The organism is Agromyces molybdatiresistens (assembly GCF_052748445.2).
The window spans coordinates 3,032,406-3,057,284 of sequence record NZ_CM188258.1; the positions used below are offsets into that span (position 1 = coordinate 3,032,406).

General features: G+C 72.3%; 24 protein-coding genes and 1 tRNA gene. 10 read left to right on the forward strand and 15 right to left on the reverse strand.

Annotated features, from left to right (window positions below):
• Positions 1-56: 56 nt before the first annotated feature.
• The gene (locus ACULK2_RS14000; RefSeq protein WP_445968458.1) at positions 57-638 is read right to left on the reverse strand and encodes an NUDIX hydrolase family protein; all 582 of its coding nucleotides are present in this window, start codon (positions 636-638) and stop codon (positions 57-59) included.
• 41 nt (positions 639-679) lie between these two features.
• Between ACULK2_RS14000 and ACULK2_RS14005 the strand changes: the two genes are divergently transcribed.
• On the forward strand, positions 680-1,312 hold the full coding sequence (locus ACULK2_RS14005; RefSeq protein WP_445968459.1) for an alpha/beta hydrolase: 633 nt from the start codon (positions 680-682) through the stop codon (positions 1,310-1,312).
• Positions 1,313-1,342: 30 nt separating this feature from the next.
• Here the strand turns inward: ACULK2_RS14005 and ACULK2_RS14010 are convergent, their stop codons facing one another.
• Positions 1,343-1,744, reverse strand: coding sequence for a DUF5997 family protein (locus ACULK2_RS14010; RefSeq protein ID WP_445968646.1), 402 nt, complete (start codon positions 1,742-1,744; stop codon positions 1,343-1,345).
• A gap of 140 nt (positions 1,745-1,884) precedes the next feature.
• Between ACULK2_RS14010 and ACULK2_RS14015 the strand changes: the two genes are divergently transcribed.
• Both ACULK2_RS14015 and ACULK2_RS14020 read left to right on the forward strand, forming a co-directional pair.
• Positions 1,885-2,592: a LysR family transcriptional regulator substrate-binding protein gene (locus ACULK2_RS14015; RefSeq protein WP_445968460.1), complete on the forward strand. Its 708-nt coding sequence runs from the start codon at positions 1,885-1,887 to the stop codon at positions 2,590-2,592.
• Complete coding sequence (locus tag ACULK2_RS14020; protein WP_445968461.1) at positions 2,589-3,341, forward strand: glutamine amidotransferase; 753 nt, start codon at positions 2,589-2,591, stop codon at positions 3,339-3,341. Before ACULK2_RS14015 ends, ACULK2_RS14020 begins: the two co-directional genes overlap by 4 nt.
• A gap of 108 nt (positions 3,342-3,449) precedes the next feature.
• On the opposite strand, the gene ACULK2_RS14025 is transcribed toward ACULK2_RS14020, so the two are convergent.
• Positions 3,450-3,716, reverse strand: coding sequence for a GlsB/YeaQ/YmgE family stress response membrane protein (locus ACULK2_RS14025; protein ID WP_445968462.1), 267 nt, complete (start codon positions 3,714-3,716; stop codon positions 3,450-3,452).
• Positions 3,717-3,881: 165 nt separating this feature from the next.
• Here ACULK2_RS14025 and ACULK2_RS14030 point away from each other — a divergent pair, with 165 nt between their 5' ends.
• Positions 3,882-4,964, forward strand: coding sequence for a DNA polymerase IV (locus ACULK2_RS14030; protein ID WP_445968463.1), 1,083 nt, complete (start codon positions 3,882-3,884; stop codon positions 4,962-4,964).
• A 71-nt stretch (positions 4,965-5,035) separates the two neighbouring features.
• On the opposite strand, the gene ACULK2_RS14035 is transcribed toward ACULK2_RS14030, so the two are convergent.
• Positions 5,036-5,122: transfer RNA gene (locus tag ACULK2_RS14035), tRNA-Ser, on the reverse strand.
• A gap of 135 nt (positions 5,123-5,257) precedes the next feature.
• Between ACULK2_RS14035 and ACULK2_RS14040 the strand changes: the two genes are divergently transcribed.
• The gene (locus ACULK2_RS14040) at positions 5,258-6,130 is read left to right on the forward strand and encodes an SGNH/GDSL hydrolase family protein (RefSeq protein ID WP_445968464.1); all 873 of its coding nucleotides are present in this window, start codon (positions 5,258-5,260) and stop codon (positions 6,128-6,130) included.
• Between the two features lie 9 nt (positions 6,131-6,139).
• Entirely contained in the window at positions 6,140-7,507 is a 1,368-nt protein-coding gene (gene radA / locus ACULK2_RS14045) for a DNA repair protein RadA (RefSeq protein ID WP_445968465.1), read from the forward strand.
• 15 nt (positions 7,508-7,522) lie between these two features.
• Here the strand turns inward: radA and ACULK2_RS14050 are convergent, their stop codons facing one another.
• The 5 genes from ACULK2_RS14050 to ACULK2_RS14070 all read right to left on the reverse strand — a co-directional run bounded on the left by ACULK2_RS14050 (position 7,523) and on the right by ACULK2_RS14070 (position 13,253).
• Positions 7,523-7,930 (reverse strand): dehydrogenase, encoded by a 408-nt coding sequence (locus ACULK2_RS14050; RefSeq protein WP_445968466.1) that lies wholly within the window; start codon positions 7,928-7,930, stop codon positions 7,523-7,525.
• Between the two features lie 178 nt (positions 7,931-8,108).
• Entirely contained in the window at positions 8,109-8,777 is a 669-nt protein-coding gene (locus ACULK2_RS14055) for a hypothetical protein (protein WP_445968467.1), read from the reverse strand.
• 74 nt (positions 8,778-8,851) lie between these two features.
• Positions 8,852-9,361 carry an amino-acid N-acetyltransferase gene (locus ACULK2_RS14060; protein WP_445968468.1) on the reverse strand — a complete coding sequence of 170 codons (510 nt, stop codon included), beginning with the start codon at positions 9,359-9,361 and terminating at the stop codon, positions 8,852-8,854.
• A 48-nt stretch (positions 9,362-9,409) separates the two neighbouring features.
• A complete protein-coding gene (locus tag ACULK2_RS14065) occupies positions 9,410-10,567 on the reverse strand; it encodes a M20 family metallopeptidase (protein ID WP_445968469.1) in 1,158 nt (385 codons plus the stop codon).
• Positions 10,568-10,730: 163 nt separating this feature from the next.
• Positions 10,731-13,253 carry an ATP-dependent Clp protease ATP-binding subunit gene (locus ACULK2_RS14070; protein ID WP_445968470.1) on the reverse strand — a complete coding sequence of 841 codons (2,523 nt, stop codon included), beginning with the start codon at positions 13,251-13,253 and terminating at the stop codon, positions 10,731-10,733.
• A 211-nt stretch (positions 13,254-13,464) separates the two neighbouring features.
• On the opposite strand from ACULK2_RS14070, the gene ACULK2_RS14075 reads away from it, so the two are divergent.
• Genes ACULK2_RS14075 through ACULK2_RS14085 form a run of 3 tightly spaced genes read left to right on the forward strand, consistent with a single transcriptional unit; the run spans position 13,465 to position 14,961 of the window.
• Positions 13,465-14,106: a hypothetical protein gene (locus ACULK2_RS14075; RefSeq protein WP_445968471.1), complete on the forward strand. Its 642-nt coding sequence runs from the start codon at positions 13,465-13,467 to the stop codon at positions 14,104-14,106.
• Positions 14,106-14,393: a helix-turn-helix domain-containing protein gene (locus ACULK2_RS14080; RefSeq protein ID WP_445968472.1), complete on the forward strand. Its 288-nt coding sequence runs from the start codon at positions 14,106-14,108 to the stop codon at positions 14,391-14,393. Before ACULK2_RS14075 ends, ACULK2_RS14080 begins: the two co-directional genes overlap by 1 nt.
• 40 nt (positions 14,394-14,433) lie before the next feature.
• Positions 14,434-14,961 carry a glycine cleavage system transcriptional repressor gene (locus tag ACULK2_RS14085; RefSeq protein ID WP_445968473.1) on the forward strand — a complete coding sequence of 176 codons (528 nt, stop codon included), beginning with the start codon at positions 14,434-14,436 and terminating at the stop codon, positions 14,959-14,961.
• A 58-nt stretch (positions 14,962-15,019) separates the two neighbouring features.
• Here ACULK2_RS14085 and ACULK2_RS14090 read toward each other — a convergent pair whose 3' ends face one another.
• Positions 15,020-15,541, reverse strand: coding sequence for a hypothetical protein (locus tag ACULK2_RS14090; protein ID WP_445968474.1), 522 nt, complete (start codon positions 15,539-15,541; stop codon positions 15,020-15,022).
• Positions 15,542-15,616: 75 nt separating this feature from the next.
• Between ACULK2_RS14090 and ACULK2_RS14095 the strand changes: the two genes are divergently transcribed.
• Complete coding sequence (locus tag ACULK2_RS14095) at positions 15,617-16,633, forward strand: pirin family protein (RefSeq protein WP_445968475.1); 1,017 nt, start codon at positions 15,617-15,619, stop codon at positions 16,631-16,633.
• A gap of 133 nt (positions 16,634-16,766) precedes the next feature.
• Here ACULK2_RS14095 and ACULK2_RS14100 read toward each other — a convergent pair whose 3' ends face one another.
• From ACULK2_RS14100 to cls, 5 genes are all read right to left on the reverse strand, one after another.
• Positions 16,767-18,842, reverse strand: coding sequence for a PTS fructose transporter subunit IIABC (locus ACULK2_RS14100; RefSeq protein ID WP_445968476.1), 2,076 nt, complete (start codon positions 18,840-18,842; stop codon positions 16,767-16,769).
• 9 nt (positions 18,843-18,851) lie between these two features.
• Positions 18,852-19,823 carry a 1-phosphofructokinase family hexose kinase gene (locus tag ACULK2_RS14105; protein WP_445968477.1) on the reverse strand — a complete coding sequence of 324 codons (972 nt, stop codon included), beginning with the start codon at positions 19,821-19,823 and terminating at the stop codon, positions 18,852-18,854.
• Complete coding sequence (locus tag ACULK2_RS14110) at positions 19,820-20,608, reverse strand: DeoR/GlpR family DNA-binding transcription regulator (protein ID WP_445968478.1); 789 nt, start codon at positions 20,606-20,608, stop codon at positions 19,820-19,822. The genes ACULK2_RS14105 and ACULK2_RS14110 overlap by 4 nt, the downstream gene beginning before the upstream one ends.
• A gap of 179 nt (positions 20,609-20,787) precedes the next feature.
• Positions 20,788-23,397 carry a M14 family zinc carboxypeptidase gene (locus ACULK2_RS14115; RefSeq protein WP_445968479.1) on the reverse strand — a complete coding sequence of 870 codons (2,610 nt, stop codon included), beginning with the start codon at positions 23,395-23,397 and terminating at the stop codon, positions 20,788-20,790.
• Positions 23,398-23,406: 9 nt separating this feature from the next.
• Positions 23,407-24,873 carry a cardiolipin synthase gene (cls, locus tag ACULK2_RS14120; protein ID WP_445968480.1) on the reverse strand — a complete coding sequence of 489 codons (1,467 nt, stop codon included), beginning with the start codon at positions 24,871-24,873 and terminating at the stop codon, positions 23,407-23,409.
• Positions 24,874-24,879: the final 6 nt, after the last annotated feature.

The window sequence follows — 24,879 nt, forward strand, 5'->3', positions numbered from 1 at the left end:
GCACGGCCGCTCGGTGGGGCGGGACGCCGCGTGCCGGAGGGCGCCGCGGCATCCGCTCAGTCGAGCGCGCCGGACGCGGCGAGCGCGCGACGCAGCAGGACGCCCCGTCCGCCCTCCATCTCGGCGCAGAACGCGTCGCTCGCGGCCTCGGCCGGCGAGACCCAGGTGACCTCGAGGGCGTCCTGGCGGGGTTCGCAGGTGCCCGTGACGGGCACGACGTAGGCGAGCGAGACCGCGTGCTGGCGCTCGTCGGTGAACGGCGAGATGCCCGGCATCGGGAAGTACTCGGCGACCGTGGCGGGCACCGGACTCGCGGGCAGCAGCGGGAACGCCATCGGCCCGAGGTCCTTCTCGAGGTGGCGGAAGAGCGCGTCGCGGATGGTCTCGCCGTACATGACGCGGCCGGAGACGAGCGTGCGCGTCATCTCGCCGACCGCATTCGCGCGGAGGAGCACGCCCACCTCGGTGACCTGCCCGACGCCGTCGACGCGCACGGGCACCGCCTCGACGTAGAGCAGCGGCAGCCGGCCGCGGATCTCGGCCAGCTCGAGGTCGGAGAGCCAGCCCGGGTTCGCGGGCGGCTGCACGACGGGTTCGTCGTCGGGGTTCCAGTCCGGGTCCGGAGTGCGTACGGCCATGGGTCGATTCTGCCCCACGTGCCCCGGGGTACGATGCCCGGATGCGGATCGACGACGAGGCGGTGATGTGGTCGGCCTCGCCGTCCGACCGGGAGGGGCGACCGCTCCTGGTGCTCCTGCACGGGTACAACTCGCACGAGGGCGACCTCTTCGGGCTGAGCCCGTACCTGCCCCTCGAGCCGGCGATCGCGTCGCTGCGCGCGCCGATCTCCACCGGCTACGGGCACGCCTGGTTCCCACTGCTCGCGCAGGGCGAGGAGTTCGCGATGACCGGCGCCGACGAGGCGACGACCGCGATCATCGAGTGGCTCGACCGGGTCGCGCCCGGCGAGACCTCCGTGGGCCTGCTCGGCTTCTCGCAGGGCGGCGCCATGGCGCTCGAGCTGCTGCGGCGCGCACCCGACCGGTTCGCGTTCGCGGTGAGCCTCGCCGGGTTCGCGCTGCCGGGCGCGCGCGAGGGCGACGAGCGGATGGCCGAGCTCGCGCCGCCCGTCTTCTGGGGGCGCGGCACGGCCGACGAGGTGATCCCGGCGAGCTCCGTGGTGCGCACGCAGGAGTGGCTGCCGGAGCACGCGTCGCTCGACCAGCGCGTGTACGAGGGGCTCGGCCACTCCGTGTCCGACCGCGAGATCGGCGATGTGCGGGCGTTCCTCGCGGCGCGCTACGCGGCCTGAACGCCGCTCGGAGCGCGGCGCGCGCTGGGCTCAGACGCCCGAGCCGCCGCCACCGCCACCGCGACCGTCGTCGCCGCGCGCCGAGCGCTCGGCGTCGCGCTCGGCGATGCGGCGCTTCTCGGCGCGGACGCCGGCCTGACGGGCGCGCTCCTCGACGAGCCACGCGGGCGGCGCCTCGAGCAGCGCCTTGATCTCGGCGGTCGTGAGGGGGTCGCTGATGCCCGCGCGGGCGAGACCGGAGTTCGAGACGCCGAGCTTCGCGGCGACGACGGTCCGCGGGTGCGGGCCCTCGCGGCGCAGGGTCGCCAGCCATTCGGGCGGGTCGGCCTGCAGTGCGGCGAGCTGGTCGCGCGTGACGGATGAGGAACGGAACTCCTCGGGCGTCGCGTCGAGCAGGACGCCGAGCTTCTTGGCCGCCGTCTCCGGCTTCATCGACTGGGACTGGCGGGGCTTGTCGGCGTTCACCCCTCCACGCTAGTCGCGTCGGCGGCTCGGCGCGCATCGGACCGGTTGACCGGGTCGCCCCGCGTTACCCTGAGAGCGCCGCGCGCGCGGCGGGAATGAGGACGGACGTGTCGCTGCGGCTGAGGTACGTCGCGGGGGTGAGCCCTGCGAAGTGGCTCCGTGCGTGGGCGGAACGACGGCCCGACCTGCCGCTCGAGGCGACGCGGGTCGATGAGCCCGAGCAGCTCGCCGACGTGCACGCGGGCGAGGCCGACCTCGCGTTCGTGCGCCTGCCCGTCGAGGAGGAGGGCCTGCACGTCATCCCGCTCTGGGAGGAGATCGCGGTCGCCGTGCTCCCCAAGGACCACGCGTTCGCCGACGCCGAGGGGCTCGTGCTCGCCGACCTCGCCGACGAACCGCGGGCGCCCGAGCAGGCGGACCCCGCGATGACCGTCGAACTCGTCGCGGCGGGCACGGGGTGGGCGATGCTCCCGCACGGCGTCGCACGGCTGCACCACCGCCGCGACGTCGTCGCGGTCCCGGTGACGGATGCCGCGGCCACGCGCATCGCGCTGGTGTGGCGCGTCGAGCGCGACGACGACGACATCCAGGAGTTCGTGGGCGTGGTCCGCGGCCGGACGGCGCGGAGCTCGCGGAGCGGCGCGCCGGCCGAGGCCGACGATGCTCGCGACGCGCGTACCGAACGACGCGACGGAGGTCCGCGCGGTCGAGCCGCGTCGGGTCGGCCCGTGCGCACCCGCGGCCGCGGAGGCGGCTCGGGCGGCGGCCGACGCACCGGGGGCCAGGCCCGGAAGAAGGGCGGGAAGCGCCGATGACCCTGCCGAACGACTTCCTCTTCCTGTCCGCGCGACCCGAGATCGAGGCGGTCGGCCCCGAGTACGAGTCCGTGCGCCGCGCCTCCGGGCTCGACGCCGGCCGGCTCGACCACATCCGGCTCGACGTCGAGTCGATCGGCGACCTCGACCCGCGTCGCTACTCGGGGATCATCGTCGGCGGCAGCCCGTACAACGTGACGACGGCCGAGGACGGCAAGCACGCGACGCAGCTCCGCGTCGAGGCCGACCTGGCACGCCTCGCCGAACGCGCGGTCGCCACCGACCATCCGGTCCTCTTCACCTGCTACGGCATCGGGATCCTGACCCGCGTGCTCGGCGGCGAGGTGGGGACGCTCCACGGCGAGGAGGCGGCGCCCGTCGAGATCACGCTCACGGACACCGGCCGGACCGACCCGCTGCTCGCGGGCCTGCCCGCCCGCTTCGACGCCCTCGTCGGCCACAAGGAGGCGACGAGCCGCCTGCCCGACGGCGCCGTGCACCTCGCCCGCTCCGCGGGCTGCCCGGTGCAGGTGTACCGGGTCGGCGCGAACGTGTACGCGACGCAGTTCCACCCCGAGGTCTCCGCGGCCGACTTCATCGCCCGGGCGGGCGTGTACCGGCACCACGGGTACTTCCCGGCGCACGAGCTCGACGCCCTCAGCGAGCGCGTGCGCGCGGCATCCGTCACCGAACCGCAGCGCATGCTGCGTCGCTTCGTCGAGCTCGCCGAGGCGCGCGCCGCAGCCTGAGCACTCGTTCCGAGTGGGCGATCGGGCCCGGACGCCGCAACGGGCCCGGACGGCCGACGGCCCGGCCGACGCGAGGTCGACCGGGCCGTTCGGGTGGAGCTTCGTGGATCAGGCGGTCTTGCGTCGACCGACGATGAGTCCGTAGATCAGCAGCACGACGATGGCACCGCCGATGGCGAGCAGCCACGTGCTGAGGTCCCAGAACTCCTCCAGGCCGACCCCGAAGAGCACGCTGCCGAGCCACCCGCCGAGCAGGGCGCCGATGACGCCGAGCAGGAGGGTGATGAACCAGCCGCCGCCCTGCTTGCCGGGCAGGATCAGCTTGGCGATCGCTCCGGCGATGAGGCCGAGGAGCAGGAATGCGAGGAAACTCATCGATTCTCCTTCCGTTTGGTGCCAACTGTCCTCCTGAATGCTTCCTGAGTGCAAGAGGTTGCACGGGTGTGTTCCGGGGCGGTATCCCGCGCGAGCCGAGGCGAGCGTGGCGTGCGCGCCCGCGGGTCGCTTGCGCGACGCTCGCGCGCCGTGGAGTCTGGCCGCATGGGGCAACGCACCGACGCCTGGGTGCTGCACGTCGACCTCGACCAGTTCATCGCCGCGGTCGAGGTGCTGCGGCATCCGGAACTCGCGGGCCGGCCGGTGATCGTGGGCGGACGCGGCGACCCGACCGAGCGCGCCGTGGTCTCCACCGCGTCGTACGAGGCGCGCGAGTTCGGCGTCGGGTCGGGGATGCCGCTGCGCATCGCCGCCCGGAAGGCGCCCGACGCCGTGATCCTCCCGGTCGACGCCGGCGCCTACACCGCGGCATCCGCGCGGGTCATGGAGACGCTTCGCGGGCACCCGGGCGCCGTCGTGCAGGTGCTCGGCTGGGACGAGGCGTTCGTCGGGGTGACCGCCGCCTTCCCCGAGGCGACCGCTCGCGACCTCCAACGCGAGGTGCTCGAGAGCACCGGCCTGCACTGCAGCGTCGGCATCGGCGACACGCTGCTGCGAGCGAAGGTCGCGACCGGGTTCGGCAAGCCGCAGGGCGTGTTCCGGCTCACCGCCGCCAACTGGATGCCGGTCATGGGCGAGCGGCCGGTCACCGCCCTGTGGGGTGTCGGCTCTCGCGTCGCCCGGCGGCTCGCCGCGCACGGCATCGAGACCGTGGCGCAGCTCGCCGGCGCCGATCTCGACGTGCTCGTCGGGGAGTTCGGCCCGCGCATGGGTCCCTGGTACCGACTCGTCGGCCGGGGCGAGGGCTCGCGCGTGGTCGACGACACCCCTTGGGTCGCACGCGGCCACAGCCGCGAGACGACGTACCAGCAGGACCTCACGGAACCCGCCGAGGTCGAGGCCGCCCTGCGCGAGCTGGTCGCGCACGTGCTCGACGACGTCGCCGCCGAGGGCCGGCCCGTGATCGGGCTGACGCTCAAGGTGCGCTACGTGCCGTTCACGACGAAGACCTTCAGCCGCCGCGTGCGACCGCCGACCAGCGACCACGACGAGGTCCTCGCGCACGTGCTCGACCTCGCAGCGAAACGCGACACCGGCCGCGCCGTCCGCCTGCTCGGCCTCCGCGCCGAGATGCCGATGCCGGACGAGGCGCGCGAGGGGCACACGCCCACGCGGAGCGGGTGGTGAGGCCGGCGGAGCGCACTCCGGGCCGGAACGACGAACGCCCCGCATCACTCGGATGCGGGGCGTTCGGTCGGCGGTACCGGTGGGATTTGAACCCACGGTGCGCTTTCACGCACACAACTTTTCGAGAGTTGCACCTTCGGCCGCTCGGACACGGTACCGAGATCGATGATAGCGGCCCCGGCGCGAGGTGCCAAAACGAGCGGATGTCGCGGCGGTCCCCGCCCGGCCGCGACGGTTCCGCCCGCTCGGTCCTCGTTCAGCGCCCGTTCAGACACCGGCCATAGCGTCGCGCCATGGTCGACGAACGTCCGCCCGCGGCATCCGTCATCGCTGCGCTCGTGCCGATCGCGCTCATCGCGGGAGTGGCGCTCGCCGTGCGCGCGACGTGGCGGCGCTTCCGGGCGCGGATCACCGAGAACAGCCTCATCCTGAACGAGACCCTGCCGGTGCACTCGAAGTGGTGGCGCGATCACGCCAAGGTCCGCGGCGAGATCCTCTACGTCGCGCTCGGCGACAGCGCGGCGCAGGGCATCGGAGCGAGCCGCCCCGATCACAGCTACGTGGGCCTGCTCGCACGGCTCATGCGCGACACGACGGGGCGGACCGTCAGGGTCGTGAACCTCAGCGTCTCCGGCGCGACGACCTCGCTGGCGGTGCAGGACCAGCTGCCGAAGCTCGCGAAGTTCCGACCCGACGTGATGACCGTCTCGATCGGCGCGAACGACATCGCGAAGTGGGATCAGGAGGCCTTCGAGCGGAATCTCCGCGAGATCTTCGCCGCGGTCCCGTCGCACGCGCTCGTGGCCGACCTGCCGTTCTTCTACTTCCCGCACAACGAGCGGAAGGTGGCGGTCGCGAACCTCATCCTCCGGCGCGTGGCCGCCGAGCGCGGCCTCGAGGTCGTGCGCCTCCACCGCGAGACCCGGGTCCGCGGGTGGCGGCGCATCTTCACGCACTTCGCGAACGACTGGTTCCACCCCAACGACCACGGGTACCAGGTGTGGGCCGACGCCTTCCGGCCCGCCGTACTGGCGTCGCTCGAGGCCCGGTTCCCCGTCGATGACTCTCTCGCGCCCGCGGCGTCGGTGCGGGCGGTGACGGATGCCCCAGGGCCCGCCCCGGCCACGGCGGCGGATGTCCCGGCGGATGTCGGGGGCCGGCCCTAGTCTCAGGGCATGGCGAAACCCACCACCGCGTTCCGATGCACCGAATGCGGTTGGAGCACCGTCAAGTGGGTCGGCCGGTGCGCCGAGTGCCAGCAGTGGGGCACGGTCGTCGAGGCGGGCACCGAGACGGGTATCGTCCGGGGCCTGCAGGCCGTGGTGCCGAGCGCGGGTCGCGCCGCCCGGCCGATCTCGGCGATCGTCGAGAGCGACGATGCGACGCACCGACCGAGCGGGGTGGGCGAGTTCGACCGGGTGCTCGGCGGGGGCATCGTCGCGGGCGCCGCCATCCTGCTGTCCGGCGAGCCCGGTGTCGGCAAGTCGACGCTGCTGCTCGAGGTCGCCGCCCGCGTCGCCGCGACCGGCCGCCGCGTGCTCTACGTCAGCGCCGAGGAGTCGACGGCGCAGGTCCGCCTGCGAGCCGGGCGCACGGGTGCGCTGCACGACGAGCTCTACCTCGCGTCCGAGACCGACCTGGCCACGATCCTCGGCCAGGTCGACCAGGTCTCCCCCGAGCTGCTCGTCGTCGACTCGGTGCAGACCGTCTCGAGCGCGCTCTCCGACGGGCTCCCGGGCCAGCCGAGCCAGGTCCGCGAGGTCGCCTCCACGCTCATCCGGGTCGCCAAGGAGCGGCAGCTGCCCGTGCTGCTCGTCGGCCACGTCACGAAGGACGGCACGATCGCCGGCCCGCGCCTGCTCGAGCACCTCGTCGATGTCGTCTGCCAGTTCGAGGGCGACCGGCAGACCGCGCTGCGGTTCGTCCGGGCGCTCAAGAACCGCTTCGGGCCGACCGACGAGGTGGGCTGCTTCGAGATGACGGGCGACGGCATCGCCGAGGTGCCCGATCCGTCCGGGCTCTTCCTCAGCCGCTCGCGGAACGCCGTGAGCGGCACGTGCGTGACCGTCGCGCTCGAGGGCCGTCGCGCGCTCCCCGTCGAGGTGCAGGCGCTCGTCGTCGGCACCAAGGCCCCGCAGCCGCGGCGCGTGGTGAACGGGGTCGACCCGTCGCGCGTCGCGATGATCATCGCCGTGCTGGAACGCCGAGCCGGCCTCCGCCAGCTGGGCGAACACGACGTCTACGTCTCCACGGTGGGCGGCGTGCGACTCGTCGAACCCGCGGCCGACCTCGCGATCGCCGTCGCGATCGCGAGCGCGATGCGCGACCGCGCGGTGCCCCACGACCTCGCCGCGGTCGGCGAGATCAGCCTCGCCGGCGAGGTGCGACCGGTCGCGTCGGCACGGCAGCGTGCGGCCGAGGCCGCGCGGCTCGGCTACCGGGCGCTCCTCGACGACGAGCTCGGGAGCGTGCGCGCGGCCGTCGAACGGGCGATGATGGCCGCCTCGGGCGCGCGCGAGCGCGAGCTCGACGCGGCGTTCTGATCCGGGGCGGGGCGGCTAGACCTCGAGCGCCTTCAGCAGTTCGGCGGGCGACGCCTGCATCGGGTGCGGTCCGGCGATGTCGAGGAAGACGGTCGTGATCGTCGACTGGTACCGCGTGAGGAACGTCTTCAGCCAGGCCGGACTCTGCAGGCCGACCGCGGGCGGCAGGTTCGCCGGCTTGTGCTCGGCGTCGCTGAAGAGCAGCAGCGCGACCTCGCCCGTGTTCGGGTCGCGGTAGGTCCACACCTCGCCGCCGTCGAGCGGGGTGTCGCGCGGCCCGGGCTTGATGAGCGGCACGATCGTGTTGCCGTTCCGCAGCGCGAGTGCCACCGCCGCCATGTCCTGACGTTCGAGGGCCTCGGCGAGCGCCTGCGAGCGGAACTCGACGGGCTGCTTGGGCTTCGAACGCTTCGCACCGGCCATCACCCCAGCCTACCGAGGCGGCCGCCGCGCATCCGCTCGCGGTCGGGGGCCCGCGGCGCGAGGTGACACCGCGGACCCCGTGGACCGGAGGGTGGTTGGTCCGGTCCGATCCTGCTGAGGATTCCTCGCCGGATCAACGGCAGCGCGTCACACGCGGACACATCCGCCGGCGGTCGCGTCAGTAGACGAGGAACTGCTTCGACGTCGACGACTCGAACCCGTCGACCGCCACGCTCAGGTGGTACGAGGCCCCGCCCGCGGGAACCGTCGCCCGCTCGCCGCCGCACGTGTCGGCGCTCGACCGGGTGCGGTCCCACGTGATGGGCTCGCTCGAGGACACCGGCGTGCCGGGCTCGATCGAGACCTCGGCGTCGACGGGGTCGACCTGGCAGTGGGTCGAGGTCCAGTACGTGTCCGCACCGCTCGTGATCGTGAACACCTGGGCCGCGGTTCCGACGTTCAGGACGCAGACGTTCGACCCGGTGTTCGTGATGGTGACCGAGAGCTTCGGTTGCTCGCCCGCGGCGTAGACGGCCTTGTCGGTCACCGCCTCGACCGTGACCTGCTCGGCACGGCAGGGGTCGCCATCGGCCGCGGGCTCGGCGGCCTCCGTCGCCGGCGGCTCCGCGGCATCCGTCGCCGCCGCCTCGTCGGTGGCCGGGCCCGAAGTGGCCGGGGTGCTCGGGGGCGTCGTCGCTCCGACGTCGTCGCCCTGGCTCGCGCCCGGCCGGACGAAGACGAGCACGACCGCGACGATCACCGCGACGAGCCCCAGGAGCACCATGAGCCGACGACGTCGGTACACGGAGGCGGGCAGGCGCCCTGGCGCGGGACGGTTGGTCGACATGGGCTCAGGCTACGGCGGCTCGGCGGGCCCGCCGACGCGGTCGTGCGGCGTGCCCGGATGCGGGTGAGGAACGCTCAGAGGACTTTCAGCATCCTCGTGTTGCCGAGGGTGTTCTGCTTGACGCGTGCGAGGTCGAGGAACTCCGCGACGCCCTCGTCGTGCGAGCGCACGAGTTCGGCGTACAGCGTCGGATCTACCGTCTCGGCGCCCATGTCCTCGAACCCGTGCCGGCCGAAGAACGCGACCTCGAACGTGAGGCAGAACAGCCGGCTGAGGCCGAGTTCGCGTGCGTCCTCCTCGAGTGCGGACAGGAGCGCGTGGCCGACGCCGTGACCCAGCCACTCGTCGTGCACCGCGAGCGTGCGGACCTCCCCGAGGTCCTCCCACATGACGTGCAGCGCTCCGCAGCCGACCACCACGCCGTCCGCGGTCTCCGCGACGCGGAACTCCTGGACCGCGCCGTACAGGTCGACGCGCTCCTTGCCGAGCAGGATCCGACGGGCCACGAGCGGCTCGACGAGGTCCACGATCTTCGGCACGTCTGGCGTGCGCGCTCGGCGCACGGTGATGGAGGCTTGCGTCATCCGCTCATCGTATTGCGCGCGCGGGGCGCGGCATGACGGGCGGTCGGCCTAGGCGTCCCTCGCGTGCGCGTCGATCCCGAGCAGGTCGCGGATGAGCCCGACGAGCAGTGCGCTGCGGATCGGGATGTCGGCGACCATCACGTGCTCGTGGTCGGCATGCGCCCCGCCGCCGACGGCACCGAGGCCGTCGAGCGTGGGCACGCCGACCCCGGCGGTGAAGTTCCCGTCGGATGCCCCGCCCACGACGATCGCGTCGGGCAGGTCGAGGCCGAGTTCGTTCGCCACGGCGCGCGCACGGTTCCACACGCCTTCGGTGGCGGCGACCTCGAGGGGCGGACGGTTGACCCCGCCGTGCACCGTGATGCGCGCTCCGGTGGCCGACGCGAGCGAGCGGAACGCCGCGTCGACGCGATGCTGCTCGGACGCGGTGAGCGCCCGCACGTCGACGTCGAACGACGCGTGCGCGGGCACGGTGTTCACGGTCGTGCCGCCGCGTGCGAGGGTCGGTGTGACCGACGTTCCGACCGAGGCGTCGGCGAACCCCACGACGACGCCGACCTGGTGCGCGAGCTCGACCGTCGCGTTCAGGCCCTTCTCCGGCTCCAGGCCCGCGTGCGCGGCTCGACCGGTGATGTCGACGCGGTAGTTCGACGTGCCCTTCCGTCCGATCTTCAGCGCACCGCCGTCGCCGCTCGCCTCGAGCACCAGCGCGGCGACGCAGCCGTCCGCCTCCTGCTCGATCAGCTCGCGCGAGGACGGCGATCCGAGCTCCTCGTCGCCGGTGACGAGCAGCGTGACGGCCGCGTCGGGCAGGTGCCCGAGGTGCGCGGCCGCGTGGACGGCCATGACCAGGCCGGTCAGCATGTCGAAGCAGCCCGGCCCCCGGATCACGCCGTCCTGCAGGGAGAACGGATGGGTCTCGAGGGAGCCGATCGGCCACACGGTGTCGTGGTGCGCCAGCAGCAGGACGCGCGGGGCGTCGGGTTCCGGCGACCCGAGGTGCCAGCGGAGGTGCGTGCACCCGTGGATCACGATCCGCTCGGGTGCGAAGCCGAGCCGATGCTCGCCGATCGCGGCGACCGCGTCGGCCGAGCGCGCGACGGCCTCGATATCGGCCGACGGAGACTCGACCCGGATCAGCCGCTCGAGGTCGGCGAGCATCTCCGGCAGGCTCGCCTCGGCCCAGTCCAGCAGCTGGTGGCTCATCGTCGATCGCCTCGCAGTCCTCGCCCGGGGAACGATCCTTCGACGATATCCCCGTCGCGCACGACGAGGCACCCGTTGACGGGGAGGTGGTTCCCACGTCGGCCCCCGGAGACGACGATGGGGCGGATGCCGCAGCATCCGCCCCGTCGTGATGGAACCCGGGTTACTGGCCGGCCGCCAGGTCGGGCGTCGCCGGTCCGGTGCCGAGGGCCGCGCCCGTGTTCACGCCGACGCCGACGGGCAGGGCCCGCTGGGTGGTGGTGAAGACGAACTCGCCGTCGCGGAAGTCGACGTGCACGTGGTCGCCCGAATTGAGCTCGCCGTGCAGGATCTTCTCGGACAGGCGGTCCTCGACCTCGTGCTGCACCGCGCGACGCAGCGGACGGGCGCCGAGCGTCGGGTCGAACCCGACCTCGATGAGACGCTCCTTCGCCGCGGTGGTGAGCTCGACGGTCATGTCGCGGTCGAGCATGCGCTCACCCAGACGCTTGATGAACAGGTCGACGATCTGCAGCAGCTCCTCCTTGCTGAGCTGCGGGAACACGATGATCTCGTCGACGCGGTTCAGGAACTCGGGCTTGAAGTGCTTCTTCAGCTCCTCGTTGACCTTCGCACGCATGAGGTCGTAGCCCGTGCGGGTGTCGCCCTCGACCTGGAAGCCGACGGGGCCGCCCGAGATGTCCTTCGTGCCGAGGTTCGTCGTCATGATGATGACGGTGTTCTTGAAGTCCACCACGCGGCCCTGGCCATCGGTGAGGCGGCCCTCCTCAAGGATCTGCAGGAGCGAGTTGAAGATGTCGGGGTGGGCCTTCTCGATCTCGTCGAACAGGACGACCGAGAACGGCTTGCGGCGCACCTTCTCGGTGAGCTGACCGCCCTCCTCGAAGCCGACGAAGCCGGGAGGGGCGCCGAACAGTCGCGAGACCGTGTGCTTCTCGCCGTACTCCGACATGTCGAGCGAGATCATCGCCGACTCGTCGTCGAAGAGGAACTCGGCGAGCGCCTTGGCGAGCTCGGTCTTGCCGACGCCCGTCGGACCCGCGAAGATGAACGACCCCGAGGGGCGCTTCGGGTCCTTGAGGCCGGCGCGCGTGCGGCGGATCGTCTTCGAGAGTGCGGAGATCGCCTCCTCCTGCCCGATGACGCGCTCGTGCAGCGCCTTCTCCATGAAGACCAGTCGCGACGACTCCTCTTCCGTGAGCTTGAAGACGGGGATGCCGGTGGCCTGGGCGAGCACCTCGGCGATCAGGCCCTCGTCGACGACCGCGGTCGTCTTGACCTCGCCCGACTTCCACTGCTTCTCGAGGCGGAGCCGCTCGCCGAGCAGGTTCTTCTCCTCGTCGCGCAGCGACGCGGCCTTCTCGAAGTCCTGCTCCTCGATCGCGGTCTCCTTCGCGGCGCGGACCACGGCGATCTTCTCGTCGAACTCGCGCAGCTCGGGCGGCGACGACAGGATCGACAGGCGCAGGCGGGCGCCGGCCTCGTCGATGAGGTCGATGGCCTTGTCGGGCAGGAACCGGTCGCTGATGTAGCGGTCGGCGAGATTCGCCGCCGCGACGATCGCGCCATCCGTGATCGACACCTTGTGGTGCGCCTCGTAGCGGTCGCGCAGGCCCTTGAGGATGTTGATCGCGTGCGGGAGCGAGGGCTCGGCGACCTGGATCGGCTGGAAGCGGCGCTCGAGCGCGGCATCCTTCTCGAAGTGCTTGCGGTACTCGTCGAGCGTCGTCGCGCCGATGGTCTGGAGCTCGCCGCGGGCGAGCAGCGGCTTGAGGATCGACGCGGCGTCGATCGCGCCCTCGGCGGCGCCTGCACCCACGAGGGTGTGGATCTCGTCGATGAAGACGATGATGTCGCCGCGCGTGCGGATCTCCTTGGTGACCTTCTTGAGGCGCTCCTCGAAGTCGCCGCGGTAGCGGGAACCGGCGATGAGCGAGCCGAGGTCGAGCGAGTAGAGCTGCTTGTCCTTCAGCGTCTCGGGCACCTCGCCCTTGACGATCGCCTGGGCGAGGCCCTCGACGACCGCCGTCTTGCCGACGCCGGGCTCGCCGATGAGCACGGGGTTGTTCTTGGAGCGGCGCGAGAGGATCTGCATGACCCGCTCGATCTCCTTCTCGCGGCCGATGACCGGGTCGAGCTTCGACTCGCGCGCGGCCTGCGTGAGGTTGCGGCCGAACTGGTCGAGGATCTGCGAGCCGCCCTGCGGCTGCTGCTGCTCGTTCGCGCCGACCTGCACCTGCTCCTTGCCCTGGTACCCGGAGAGGAGCTGGATGACCTGCTGGCGCACGCGGTTGAGGTCGGCGCCGAGCTTCACGAGCACCTGGGCGGCGACGCCCTCGCCCTCGCGGATGAGGCCGAGGAGGATGTGCTCGGTGCCGATGTAGTTGTGGCCGAGCTGCAGCGCCTCGCGCAGGCTCAGCTCGAGCACCTTCTTGGCGCGCGGGGTGAACGGGATGTGCCCCGTCGGCTGCTGCTGGCCCTGCCCGATGATGTCCTGCACCTGCTCGCGGACGGCATCGAGGGAGATCCCCAGGGACTCGAGCGCCTTGGCGGCCACGCCCTCACCCTCGTGGATGAGGCCGAGCAGGATGTGCTCGGTGCCGATGTAGTTGTGGTTCAGCATCTTGGCCTCTTCTTGGGCCAGGACGACGACACGACGGGCTCGGTCCGTGAATCTCTCGAACATCTCAACTCCTCGCCGACGCCGGGTAGGGGCGTCGTTACGTTCAACGGTAACGACCGTCGCTGCGTGGTGGGCCGGTGTTCGCCATGGGCGCACGCCCCGTGACGTGGTTCGTCGCGACGAGCCGATCGGATGCCTCGTGGCGGCTCGGGCCGGTTGACAGTGTCGCGCGGCATCCGTACCATATCGAATATCGTTATTATCGTTCCTCGATATGAAAGGCCTCGCCGTGGACCTGAACCTCCGCACCGCACCCCAGACCCCCTCGCGCGCCGACACGATCGGCATCCGGGCCTTCATCGTCGCCGGAGTGGGGATCGTCGCCTGGGCCGTCGTCGGGGCCGTCCTGCGAATCGTCGATGCACTCACCTCCCGCGACGTCCGCGTGCTCGCCGAGTTCGCCGGCACGCCCGCCGAGGCGCCGATCGGCCCGGGCGGCGCGCCCGTCACCGTCGAGCTCGACCGCGCGTACCTCTTCACCGACGAGCTGCCCGGTGCGTCGCTCGTCGCCCTCGTCGTGGCCGAGGTGCTCTTCGCCGTCACCGTCGCGGCGGTCGTGGCCTGCCTGGTCCTGCTCAGCGCCTCGACCCTCAGGGGCCGGGTGTTCAGCCGGCGCAACACCCGGCTCGTCGGCACCGCGGGCACCGTCGGGCTGCTCGGGGCCGCCGCGGTGCCGTTCTTCCGCAATATGTCCGCCAACGGGGCGTTCGCGCGCATCTCCGACCGCGAGTTCGACAACGTGATCATGAGCGTCGACCTCATGCCGTACGTCCTCGGGGCGTTCGTCGTCGCGATCATCGCGACCGCCTTCGCCGTCGGCGAGCGCCTGCAGCGCGACACCGAGGGGCTCGTCTGATGGCGCCGGCCGAGGTCGACGAGGCGCACGACGTCCACTGCCGGCTCGACGAGCTGCTCGCGGACCGCGGCCTGACGCTCACTCGGCTCGCCGAGCTCGTCGGAGTCAGCGTCGTGAACCTCAGCGTGCTGAAGAACGACCGGGCGCGCGCCATCCGCTTCTCGACGCTGCAGGCGATCTGTCGCGTGCTCGACTGCGAGATCGGCGAACTGCTGGTGCTGCGTCGAGCGGATGCCGCGGGGCCCGCCGCCGACGCAGGCCCGCCGGCGCCGGCGACCGGCCGCTGACACCCTCGACGCGCGATCCGGCGCATGGTTGGATGCACGCATGCCCAGACTCGTGCTGACCGTCATCGGAGACGACCGCGCCGGACTCGTCGAGGCGCTCGCCGACGTCGTCGGCGAGCACGGCGGCAACTGGGAGCAGAGCCAGATGGCCGAGCTCGCGGGGCAGTTCGCCGGCATCGTCGTCGTCGAGGTCCCCGAGGAGCAGGAGGCCGCGCTGCGCACCGCGCTCGACGGGCTCGACGGGCTCATGGAGGTCTCGGCGCACCCGGGCGTCGACGCGCGGACTGCGGCCGAGGCATCCGCCGCGTGGACGCCCTTCCGGATCGACCTGATCGGCAACGACCACCCGGGCATCGTGCGCGACGTCTCCGCGGTGCTCGCTCGGCACGGGCTGAGCATCGAGACCATGACGACGGGCCAGCGCGACGCGCCCATGGCCGGCGGGCGGCTCTTCGAGGCGCACATCGTGGTGCGTGTTCCGCCGGGCGGCGACCCCGCCGACGTGCGCGACGACCTCGAACGCGTCGCGAGCGAGCTGTTCGTCGACCTCACGCTCGGGCACGGCTGAGGGGCCGGCGACCCGGAGCGCCCGGTCCGCGCGGTCGGCCGGCCCGACGGATCGGCCGCTACTTGATCGGCACCGTCACGACCTGGTCGCCGATCGTGACCTCGAGCGGCTCGGTCGTCGTGGTGAACACGGGGGTCCAGAAGACGGTGGTGTGCGGGACGAAGTCCGCGGTGCACGGACCGGTCTCGGGCTCCGGCAGCACCGCCTCGACCGCGTTGCCCTCGCCGGCCTCTGCGACGACCTTCAGCTCGGTCGGCACGACCGGGCAGGTCGACGAGCCCCAGATCGTGATCGCGAGCTTGCCGCCGTCGTCGAGGTACTGCACGTACGGCTCGTCGCCCGTCGGCTCCGGCACCTCGACGGTGTCCTCCTCATCGGTCTGGTCCTCGGTGGATCCGCCGAGGTCGGTCTCCTCCCCGCCGGCCTCCGCCTCGGCCTCCTCCTCGGCGACGGGCAGCCCGGGGAAGTCCTCGACCGCTCCCGAGCCGGGATTGCACGCGGTGAGCAGGAGCACCGAGGCGATCGCCGCCCCGGCGAGCGCGAGGCGACGGGTGCGGCGGACGTCGGTGAGCACGGTCATGGCGGTCATGCTTCCACGGACACGACGCCGGGATCGGGACCTCCGGCCCTACCGCCCCGCGCGTAGGATTCGGGCATGAGCAACCTCGAGCGCGATCCCGTCGAACTGCTCTGCCCGCCCGACGAGGCCACGGGCCCCGGCGTCGACGTGTACGAGTACCGCGAGGTCCCCCTCGGCGGACCGCGCGCGATGCCCGTCCGCCGCACCCTCCCGCAGCGCGGGCGCACGACGATCGGCGCCTGGTGCTTCGCCGACCACTACGGCCCCGACGAGGTCGCCGAGACGGGCGGCATGGTGGTCCCGCCGCATCCGCACACGGGGCTCCAGACCGTGAGCTGGCTGTTCGAGGGCGAGATCGAGCACCGCGATTCGACGGGCAGCCACGAGCTGGTCCGACCGGGCGGCGTGAACCTGATGACGGCCGGCCGGGGCATCTCGCACTCCGAGGTGTCGACGCCGGGCACGACGCGCCTGCACGGGGTGCAGCTCTGGGTCGTGCTGCCCGACGATGCGCGCTCGATCGCGCCGTTCTTCGAACACGCCGACACGACCCCGTTCCGGGTCGGCGATGCGACCGTGCGCGTCTTCGTCGGCGAGCTGGCGGGCGACGGAACCACCACGGATGCCGCGGCCGCCCCGGTCACGGTGTTCTCCCCGCTCCTCGGCGCGCAGGTCGATCTCCCGGCGGGCGGCACGGTCGAGCTCGCGCTCGACCCGACGTTCGAGCACGGCCTGCTGGTCGACGCCGGTCCGGCGTTCGTCGAGGTGCCCGGCACGGATGCCGCGACCGAGGTGCCGTGGGCGCAGCTCGCGCACCTCGAGCGCGGGCACGAGCGGGTGCGCCTGCGTGCCGACGCCGACCCCGTGCGGGTGGTCCTCCTCGGCGGCGTGCCCTTCGGCGAGGAGCTCGTCATGTGGTGGAACTTCATCGGCCGCTCGCACGACGAGATCGTCGAGTTCCGTCGCCGGTGGCAGTCCGACGTGATCGCGCGCAACGACCCCGACGGCCCGTTCGGCGTCGTCGGCGGCTACGACGGAGACCCGCTGCCGGCGCCCGAGCTCCCGACCGTGCGGCTCAAGCCGCGGCGCTGAGCCGCGGCATCCGCTCGTCTCGGTCGCGGGCGCCGCGCGACCCCGAGGGCAACCCTCGGCAGCGGCGTCGCACCGCACGCACGACCGACGGCCGGCACCGCGATGGGTGCCGGCCGCCGGGATGCCGTGCCGCTCAGGCCGCGACGATCGAGGGCTCGCCCTCCGCGACCTCCTCGCGGACGGTGCGGCGGTGCGCCCAGCGCTTGAGCGCGATGACGACGAGCGCTCCGACGACCGATCCGGCGATGATCGCGAGCACGAACCACAGCAGGTTGCCGATCGCGAAGAACACGAAGATGCCGCCGTGCGGGGCCTGCGAGGTGACGCCCATTCCCATGCAGATCGCGCCGGCGACCGCGCCGCCGAGGATCATCGCGGGGATGACGCGGAACAGGTCGGCCGCGGCGAACGGGATCGCGCCCTCGGAGATGAACGCCGCGCCGAGCAGCCAGGCGGCCTTGCCGTTCTCGCGCTCGACCGGGGTGAACAGCTTGCGGTCGAGCACGGTGGCGAGCGCCATCGCGAGGGGCGGGACCATGCCCGCCGCCATGACGGCGGCCATCACCATGAGCGGCGCCTGGTTCTCGACCGTCGCGGCGCCGAGTCCGGCGACGGCGAAGGAGTACGCGACCTTGTTCACCGGGCCGCCGAGGTCGAAGCCCATCATGGCGCCGAGGATCAGGCCGAGCACGACCGCGGCGGCACCGGACAGGCCGGCGAGCCAGTCGTTCAGCGCGGTGGAGAACGCGGCGATGGGACCGCCCAGCACGACGATCATCAGCCCCGAGGCCACGATCGACGCGACGAGCGGGATGATCACGACCGGCATGAGTCCGCGGAGCCAGCGCGGTACGTCGAGCCGGGCGAACATCAGGGCCACCCATCCGGCGAGCAGGCCGCCGACTAGGCCGCCGATGAAGCCGGCCCCCATCAGGCCCGCCACCGATCCGGCCACGAAGCCCGGCGCGATGCCGGGCCGGTCGGCGATCGCGTAGGCGATGTAGCCCGCGAGCGCCGGAACCAGGAAGCTCATCGAGATCGCGCCGATCTGGAAGAACACGGCACCCAGGTAGACGAGGAGGCCGCCCTCGGGAAGGTCGAACAGGCTGTTCGTCGTGACGATCTCGCCCGCCGTCTCGGTGATGTCGTACCCGCCGAAGAGGAAGCCGAGCGCGATGAGCAGGCCGCCGCCGGCGACGAACGGGATCATGTAGCTGACGCCCGTGAGGAGCACGCGCTTCACCTTCTGCCCGAAGTGCTCGTTCGCGGCCGCGGCGGTCGCGGTCGCGGTCGCCTCGCCGGTGACGCGCGGTGCCGAGGGGTCGGCGATGGCGGCCAGGGCCTCGTCGATCATCTCGGTCGGGTGGTCGATGCCGCGCTTCACGGGGCCCTGGACGACCGGCTTGCCGGCGAAGCGGCTCTTGTCGCGCACGTCGACGTCGACGGCGAAGATCACCGCATCGGCCCGTGCGATGACCTCGGGCGCCAGCGGCGTCGAGCCCGACGAGCCCTGGGTCTCGACGTGCAGTTCGACGCCCTCGCGCTTGGCGGCCGCGGCGAGCGCGTCGGCGGCCATGTAGGTGTGGGCGATGCCGGTGGGGCACGCGGTGACGGCGATCAGCACCGGCGCGCCGCTGCCGTGGGCGGATGCCGCGGGCTCGGCGGATGCGGAGGCCGCGGTGCCGGCCGCAGCACCGGCAGCGCCGGCCGGCGCACCCGCCGTCGCGGCGGGCGCTGCGGCGGGCGCCGCCTCGGGCTCGGGCGCGAGCGCCTCGTCGACGAGCGCGACGAAGGCCGCCGTGTCGGGTGCGGAGCGCAGCGACGCCACGAAGTCCTCGCGGATGAGCGAGCGGGCGAGCGTCGAGAGCACTGCGAGGTGGTCCTGCGTCGAGGCCGTCGGCACGGCGATGAGGAACACGAGGTCGGCCGGCCCGTCGAACGAGCCGAAGTCGACGCCCTCGGGCAGCCGGGCCGCCGCGAGCGTGGGCTCGGTCACGGCGTCGGACTTCGCGTGCGGGATGGCGATGCCGCCGGGCACGCCCGTGGAGTCCTTCTCCTCGCGAGCCCACGCGTCGGCGAAGAGCGCGTCGGTGTCGGTGGCGCGGCCCGCGGCGACGACGGCGTCGGCGAGGGCCCGGATGACGGCGGCCTTGTCGGCGCCGATCGGCTCGTCGAGGCTGACGAGTCGCTGGTCGATGACGGTGGACATCGATTCCTCCTAGTGGACGGCCGGGGCGACGGCGCCCCGGATTCTGGTGACGGTGATGGCGGACGCGTCGGCCTGCGCCCGGCTGGGCACGGCCGACCCGGGAAGCGACGCGGCGGCCGCTCCGTGTGCGACCGCCTGGGCGAGCGCCCGGTCGGGCCCCACCCCCTCGGTCACGGCGAGCAGGAAGCCGGCGAGCGAGCTGTCGCCCGCGCCGACCGTGCTGCGCGCATCGATCCGCGGCGCGGGGGCGAACCAGGCGCCCCCGGCCGCGACGTGGACGGCGCCCCGTGAGCCGAGCGTGACGAGGGCCGAGCGGATGCCGCGGGGCGCGAGCCCCGCCGCAAGCCCGGCGACCCGCTCGGGGTCGGCTTCGAGGGCGTCGGGGTCGATCTCGCCGGTCAGCTCGGCGAGTTCCTCGCCGTTCGGCTTGATCAGGTCGATCTCCTCGCCGGAGTCGACGAGGGCGGCGAGCGGGGCGCCGGACGTGTCGACGGCGATGCGTGCGGACGCACCCGCGGCGCGCACGTCGCGGACGACCCGGACGTAGAAGTCGTCGGGCAGCGACGGCGGGAGCGAGCCGGCGAGCACGAGCCACGAGGCATCCGCCGACCGCTCGACCACGGCGCGGATGAGGGCGCGTTGCTCGTCGTCGTCGAGCGCGGGGCCGGGCTCGTTGAGCTTCGTGGTGACGCCGTCGGGCTCGGTGATCGTGATGTTCGAGCGCAGTCGCCCGGCGATGGGAACGGTGACGACCGGGAGGGCGGCCGCGGCGAGCGCGAGGATCAGCGGATCGTCGGACCGGCCGGGCAGCACGGCGACCGAGTCGGCGCCGGCCGCGACGAGTGCGCGGGTGACGTTGACGCCCTTGCCGCCGGGCTCCTCGACGCTGCGGGCGACGCGCTGCACCTCGCCACGGGCGAGTACCCGGTCGAGCTCGACGGTGCGATCGAGCGACGGGTTGGCGGTCAGCGTGACGATCATGCGACCCGCACCTCCACCTCGGCCTCGTCGAGTGCGACGGCGAGCGCGGGACCGGGCGGCGCGTCGGTGATGAGCACGTCGACCTCGTCGAGGGCGGCGAAGCGCTGCAGCGCCTCGTCGTCGTGCTTCGACGAGTCGACGAGGACGACGGCGAGCCTGGCGCGGTCGACCATCGCCTGCTTGACCTGGGCCTCGAGCTCGTCGGGCGTCGAGAGGCCGAAGTCGGCGCTCACGCCGTTCGTGCCGATGAACGCGATGTCGGGGCGGATCTCGGCGAGCTGCGCCATCGCCGACGGTCCGACCGCGGCGCTCGTGATGCCGCGGATCGTGCCCCCGATGATCCGGACGACGAGGTCGCGACTGCCGTGCAGGAGCGCCGCGATCGGGACGGAGTTCGTGTACACCGTGAGCGGCGGCGTGCCGGACGCGGGCTGCCAGCCCGCGAGCGCGTCGGCGAGCGCGCCGGTGGTCGTGCCCGCGTCGAGCAGGATCGACCCGGTGAAGGTCGGCGGCACGAGGGCCATCGCCTCGCGCGCGATCGCGCGCTTGGCCTCGGCCCGCTGGCCCGTGCGCTCGAGGACCGTGGTCTCGGCGAGGCTGGCTCGGCCGGTGCCGACGGCGCCGCCGTGCACGCGTCGGAGGTGCCCGGCCTGCTCGAGCGCGTCGAGGTCGCGGCGGATGGTCTCGGCGGTGACGTCGAGTTCGTCGGCGAGGCCGGCGACCGAGACCCGCCCGGTCCGGGCGAGTGCGTCGAGGATGTGCTCGTGTCGCTCCATCGCGTACATGCGGCCTCCGTGCCAGCTCGTCGTTCAACCTGCGTTTGTGTGAGCTTACCTCGCTGTTCCCATAGAAAGCAAGACATTCGCAGAAATTCCCACAGAAGCGAAGAAGCTTCCGGTCCGGACATGCGACCGCCCCGGCCGGGAACGCGTCCCGAGCGACGCCTCCCGTGGCATCCGTCGAACTACGGAGCGGGGACCTCTGCGCCCTCGCTGCCGGCCCAGAACAGCCCGCGCGCGATCTGGCCGAACTGCCCCACCGGGTGGGTCCGGAAGTTCATCGACGTGCCGAACATCAGCACGCGGTTGCCCGCCTCGGTCTCGGCGGACACGGCCGAGGCACGCCCCGCGGCGTCCGCCGTCGAACGACCCGTCGAGTCGCGCCAGTGACCCGAGATGAACGGGTCGGCCGCGTAGGTCTGCTCGACCACGGCGTTCGCGCCGAGGTTCGAGTACCAGACCGCCGGGGAGACGAACGCCGTGTCCTGCGGGTACGTGCCGAGGAGACCGCCGTCGACGGGGTCGACCGACGCGATGCCGTTCGACCCCCTCGTTCCGGAACTCGCCGTCGAGGTCACGAGGCCGAACGCGTTCGCGAAGCCCGCGATCGCCGTTCCCTCGCCGACCACGCCGCCGCCGGCCGCCAGGTACTCCTCGACCTCGGCCCGGCCGACGGCATGCGACGACGAGAAGACCAGGGCGCCGCCGATCCAGAGGACGTCGACCGCGTCGAGGCCCGCCGTGCCGTTCGCCAGCGTGGCCGACGAGATCGCGATCGGATCCTCGAACCCGAGCTCCCGCAGCGTCTTCAGCTCGTCGACGCCGCCCGAGTACGCGATCGTGAGGTCGTCGAGCCCGGTGCTCTCCTCGACGCCCAGCCGTGATCCGTCGGACGCCGTGAACGCGACGCCGGTGAGGTCGGCGACCTCCACGGCGGCGGCCCGCCCCGCGGCATCCGCCTCGATGACGACCGAGCCGTCGGCGAAGGCCGACACCGGGACGTCCGACTCGAGCAATGCGTTGACCGCCCGGTACTCGGCCACGCCGGGCGTGGCGAGCTCGAGGTACGCGCCGTCGACCGGGACCGAGCCGGTGGGAGCCGCCTCGGCGACGTCCTCGAGTTCGGCCTCCGGGGCGGGATCGCCCGTCGAACCGACCGCGTCGACGTCGGCGCCCCACAGGAGAGCCAGGCTCCAGGCGGAGATGTCGTACGTCTCGGGAACGCGGTCCGAGACGTCCGAGCCGTCCGCGAGCAGCACGTTGGCCATGCCGCGGAGCGGCTGGTGCATGTCGACCAGGTATGAGCCGCTCTCGTACCTGGTGCCGTCGGCCGTGAAGGCCGCGGAGGCCCGCTGCACCTCGATGCCGTTCGCGATGAGCTGGTCGACGAGGTTCGCGGCGTCCGTCGCCGATCGCTGCGCGGCGCCGGCCGGGATGACGTACGCGCGCGGGAACTCGGCCGAGTTCACGTCGGTCCCATCCCAGATCCGGGCCCACTGGCTCGGCTCGGCCACCTCGGCCGGATCGACGTCGGCCGCGATCTCGACGAGCGGCTCGCCCGCGAGCCCACGGCGGAAGATCTCGATCTGGTTGGACAGCAGCGCGGCGGAGTGCTCCAGCGCGTAGTCGACGGAGGCGGCGATCACGACCCCCGCGACGTCGATATTGACGGCCGAGTTCGCCGCGTTCCTCGGATCGCTCGACGGGCTCACACGCCCGAGCGGCAGCTCGACCGTGTTGGCGACGGCGCCGTGGTAGGCCACGTACTGCGGCGTGAAGATCGGCGGCCAGTCGTCCCAGCCCGCGCGGAGGTCGCGGTAGGGGATCCGGATGTTGCCGGTGTTCTCGGTCGTCACGCGGTTCGTGGTGCGGTCGAGGTACGTGTTGCCGGGGATGTCGGCCATGGTCACGGCCTCCTCGACCTCGAGCGCCGCGGCGTACGCGTGCGGGAGGAAGAGGTCGTACTCGTAGTTCTCACCGTGCGGCGGACCGCAGGGCTCGACCTGCAGCACGTTCGTGTAGCCGTGCAGGTCGACGTAGAACGTCGGCCGGATGACGCGCGACAGGTCGCGGATGATGCGCGCCTCGCTGGTCGCGCCCGTGATCATGTCGCGGTTGGCGTCGAACCCGTCGGCCGTCGCGCGCCGGCCGAGCGCCCGGCCGTCGGGGTTGTTGGCGACGGTGAAGTAGAGCCGGTGGTGCTCGAGCACGTCCGCCACCTCGGCGTACGGCGCGGTCGAGAGGTGCTCGATGTACTCGAGCAGGGCGTCGGTGCCCTCCCACTCGTCGCCGTGGATGTTCGCGTTGAACCAGATCGGCACCTTGTAGTCCGCCAGCAGCGACGCGCTCTTCGCCGCGGCCGCCGGGTCGTGCGTGATCATCTCGCGGTAGGTCGTCTGGCGCTTCGTCTCGTCGGCGTCCTCGGGCGCCGTGAGGGTGACCAGGTGGATGTCGCGGCCGAGCGCCGACTCCCCCACGACCTGCACCGAGATCCGGTCGCTGACAGCGGTCAGGCCGTTGAGCTTCGGCGCGATCTCGTCGTACGGGATGACGCCGCGGTCGATCGACGCATCGGTCGGATCGTCGGCGACCGTCGCAAGCTCGGGCTGGAAGGGGTAGCTCGTCGGCGGCGCGACGAGCGGCGAGGCGAGCAGCGGCGAGACGCGGTCATCCGCGGCCGGGGCACCGGCCGCGCTCCCGGGGGGAGGGACCCATCCGGGAGCATGCAACGCCGCCGCGAGGGTCGCACCTGCGGCGACGACGACCGGGAGGAGGAGACGCGCGCGCCCGGCCATTCCGTCGACCTACTGCAGCGCGGACGTGAGTCGCGCGAGGTTGTCGAGCACGGTCGACCGGAGGGGCTGCCGCATCCACTCCTCGAGGCCGAGTTCACGGCTGTCGCGTCGGTAGCCGTCCTCGACCGCGCGCATCTCGCGGACGAACGACGCGCCGCGGACGAGGAGCGACACCTCCATGTTGAGTTCGAAGGACCGGATGTCCATGTTGCTCGAGCCGATCACGGCGACGTCGTCGTCGATCGTGAAGTGCTTCGCATGCAGGATGAACGGCGCCCGGTACATGTAGATCCGCACGCCCGCCCGCAGCAGGGCCTCGTAGTACGAGCGCTGCGCGTGGTAGACGAGCGCCTGGTCGCCGATCTCGGAGACGAAGAGCTCGACGTGGACGCCGCGCTGCGTGGCGCCGCTGATCGCACGGAGCATCGCCTCGTCGGGCACGAAGTAGGGCGAGGTGATGATGATGCGCTCGCGCGCGGCGTAGAGCAGCGCGAGGAAGAGCTTGAGGTTGTTCTCGTTCTGGTACCCGGGACCGCTCGGCACGACCTGGCAGTCGAGGTTCTGCTCGGCCGGCGGCTGCGCGAAGGGGATCAGCTCCTCGCGCGACGGCGCCTCGCCGGTCTCGAGGTACCAGTCGGTCGCGAAGATCGCGTCGAGGCCCGACACGATCGGCCCTTCGACCTGGGCCACGAGTTCCTGCCACTTGAGTCCCCGCCGGATGTTCGTGCGCTTGTTGTAGCTGCGATCGATGATGTTCTGCGAGCCCATGAACGCGACCTCGCCGTCGACGACGAGGATCTTGCGGTGGTTGCGCAGGTCGGGGCGCTGGTACTTGCCGCGGAACGGCTGCACCGGGAGCATGAGGCGCCAGTCGACGCCCATGTCGGTGAGTCGACGGATGGTGCGCCGGTACCCCTTCGACCGCCGCGAGGCGATGTGGTCGAGGAGCACCTTCACCTCGACCCCGCGCTCCACGGCGTCGCCGAGCGCGTCGAAGAAGCCGGCCGTCGTCGCGTCGTACGCGAGGATGTAGAACTCGACGTGCACGTACCGGCGCGCCCGGGCGATGGCCTCGGTCATCGCGTCGAGCGACGCCCGGTAGTCGCCGATCAGCCGCGCGCTGTTGTGACCGATGAGCGGCATCGCCCCGAGGTTGCGGTTCAGGCGCACGACGCCCTCGAACCAGTCGGGCCAATCGGTCTGGTCGCTGATCTGCTCGACGCCGTGCGTGCTCTCGCGGATGAACCGATCGACCTCGGCCTGCTTCTCCCGCCGGGCCTTCGGAAGCTTCGGGTTGCCGATCAGGAGGAAGAAGAGCACCCCGAGGTAGGGGATGAAGAAGATCGCGAGCAACCACGCCATGCCCGCCGTGGGCCGGCGATTGCGCGGGACGACGATGATCGCGACGACGCGCACGACGATGTCGACGACGAGCACCAGCAGGGCGACGATCGCCGTGATCTGCGCTGCCGTCATGCCCGG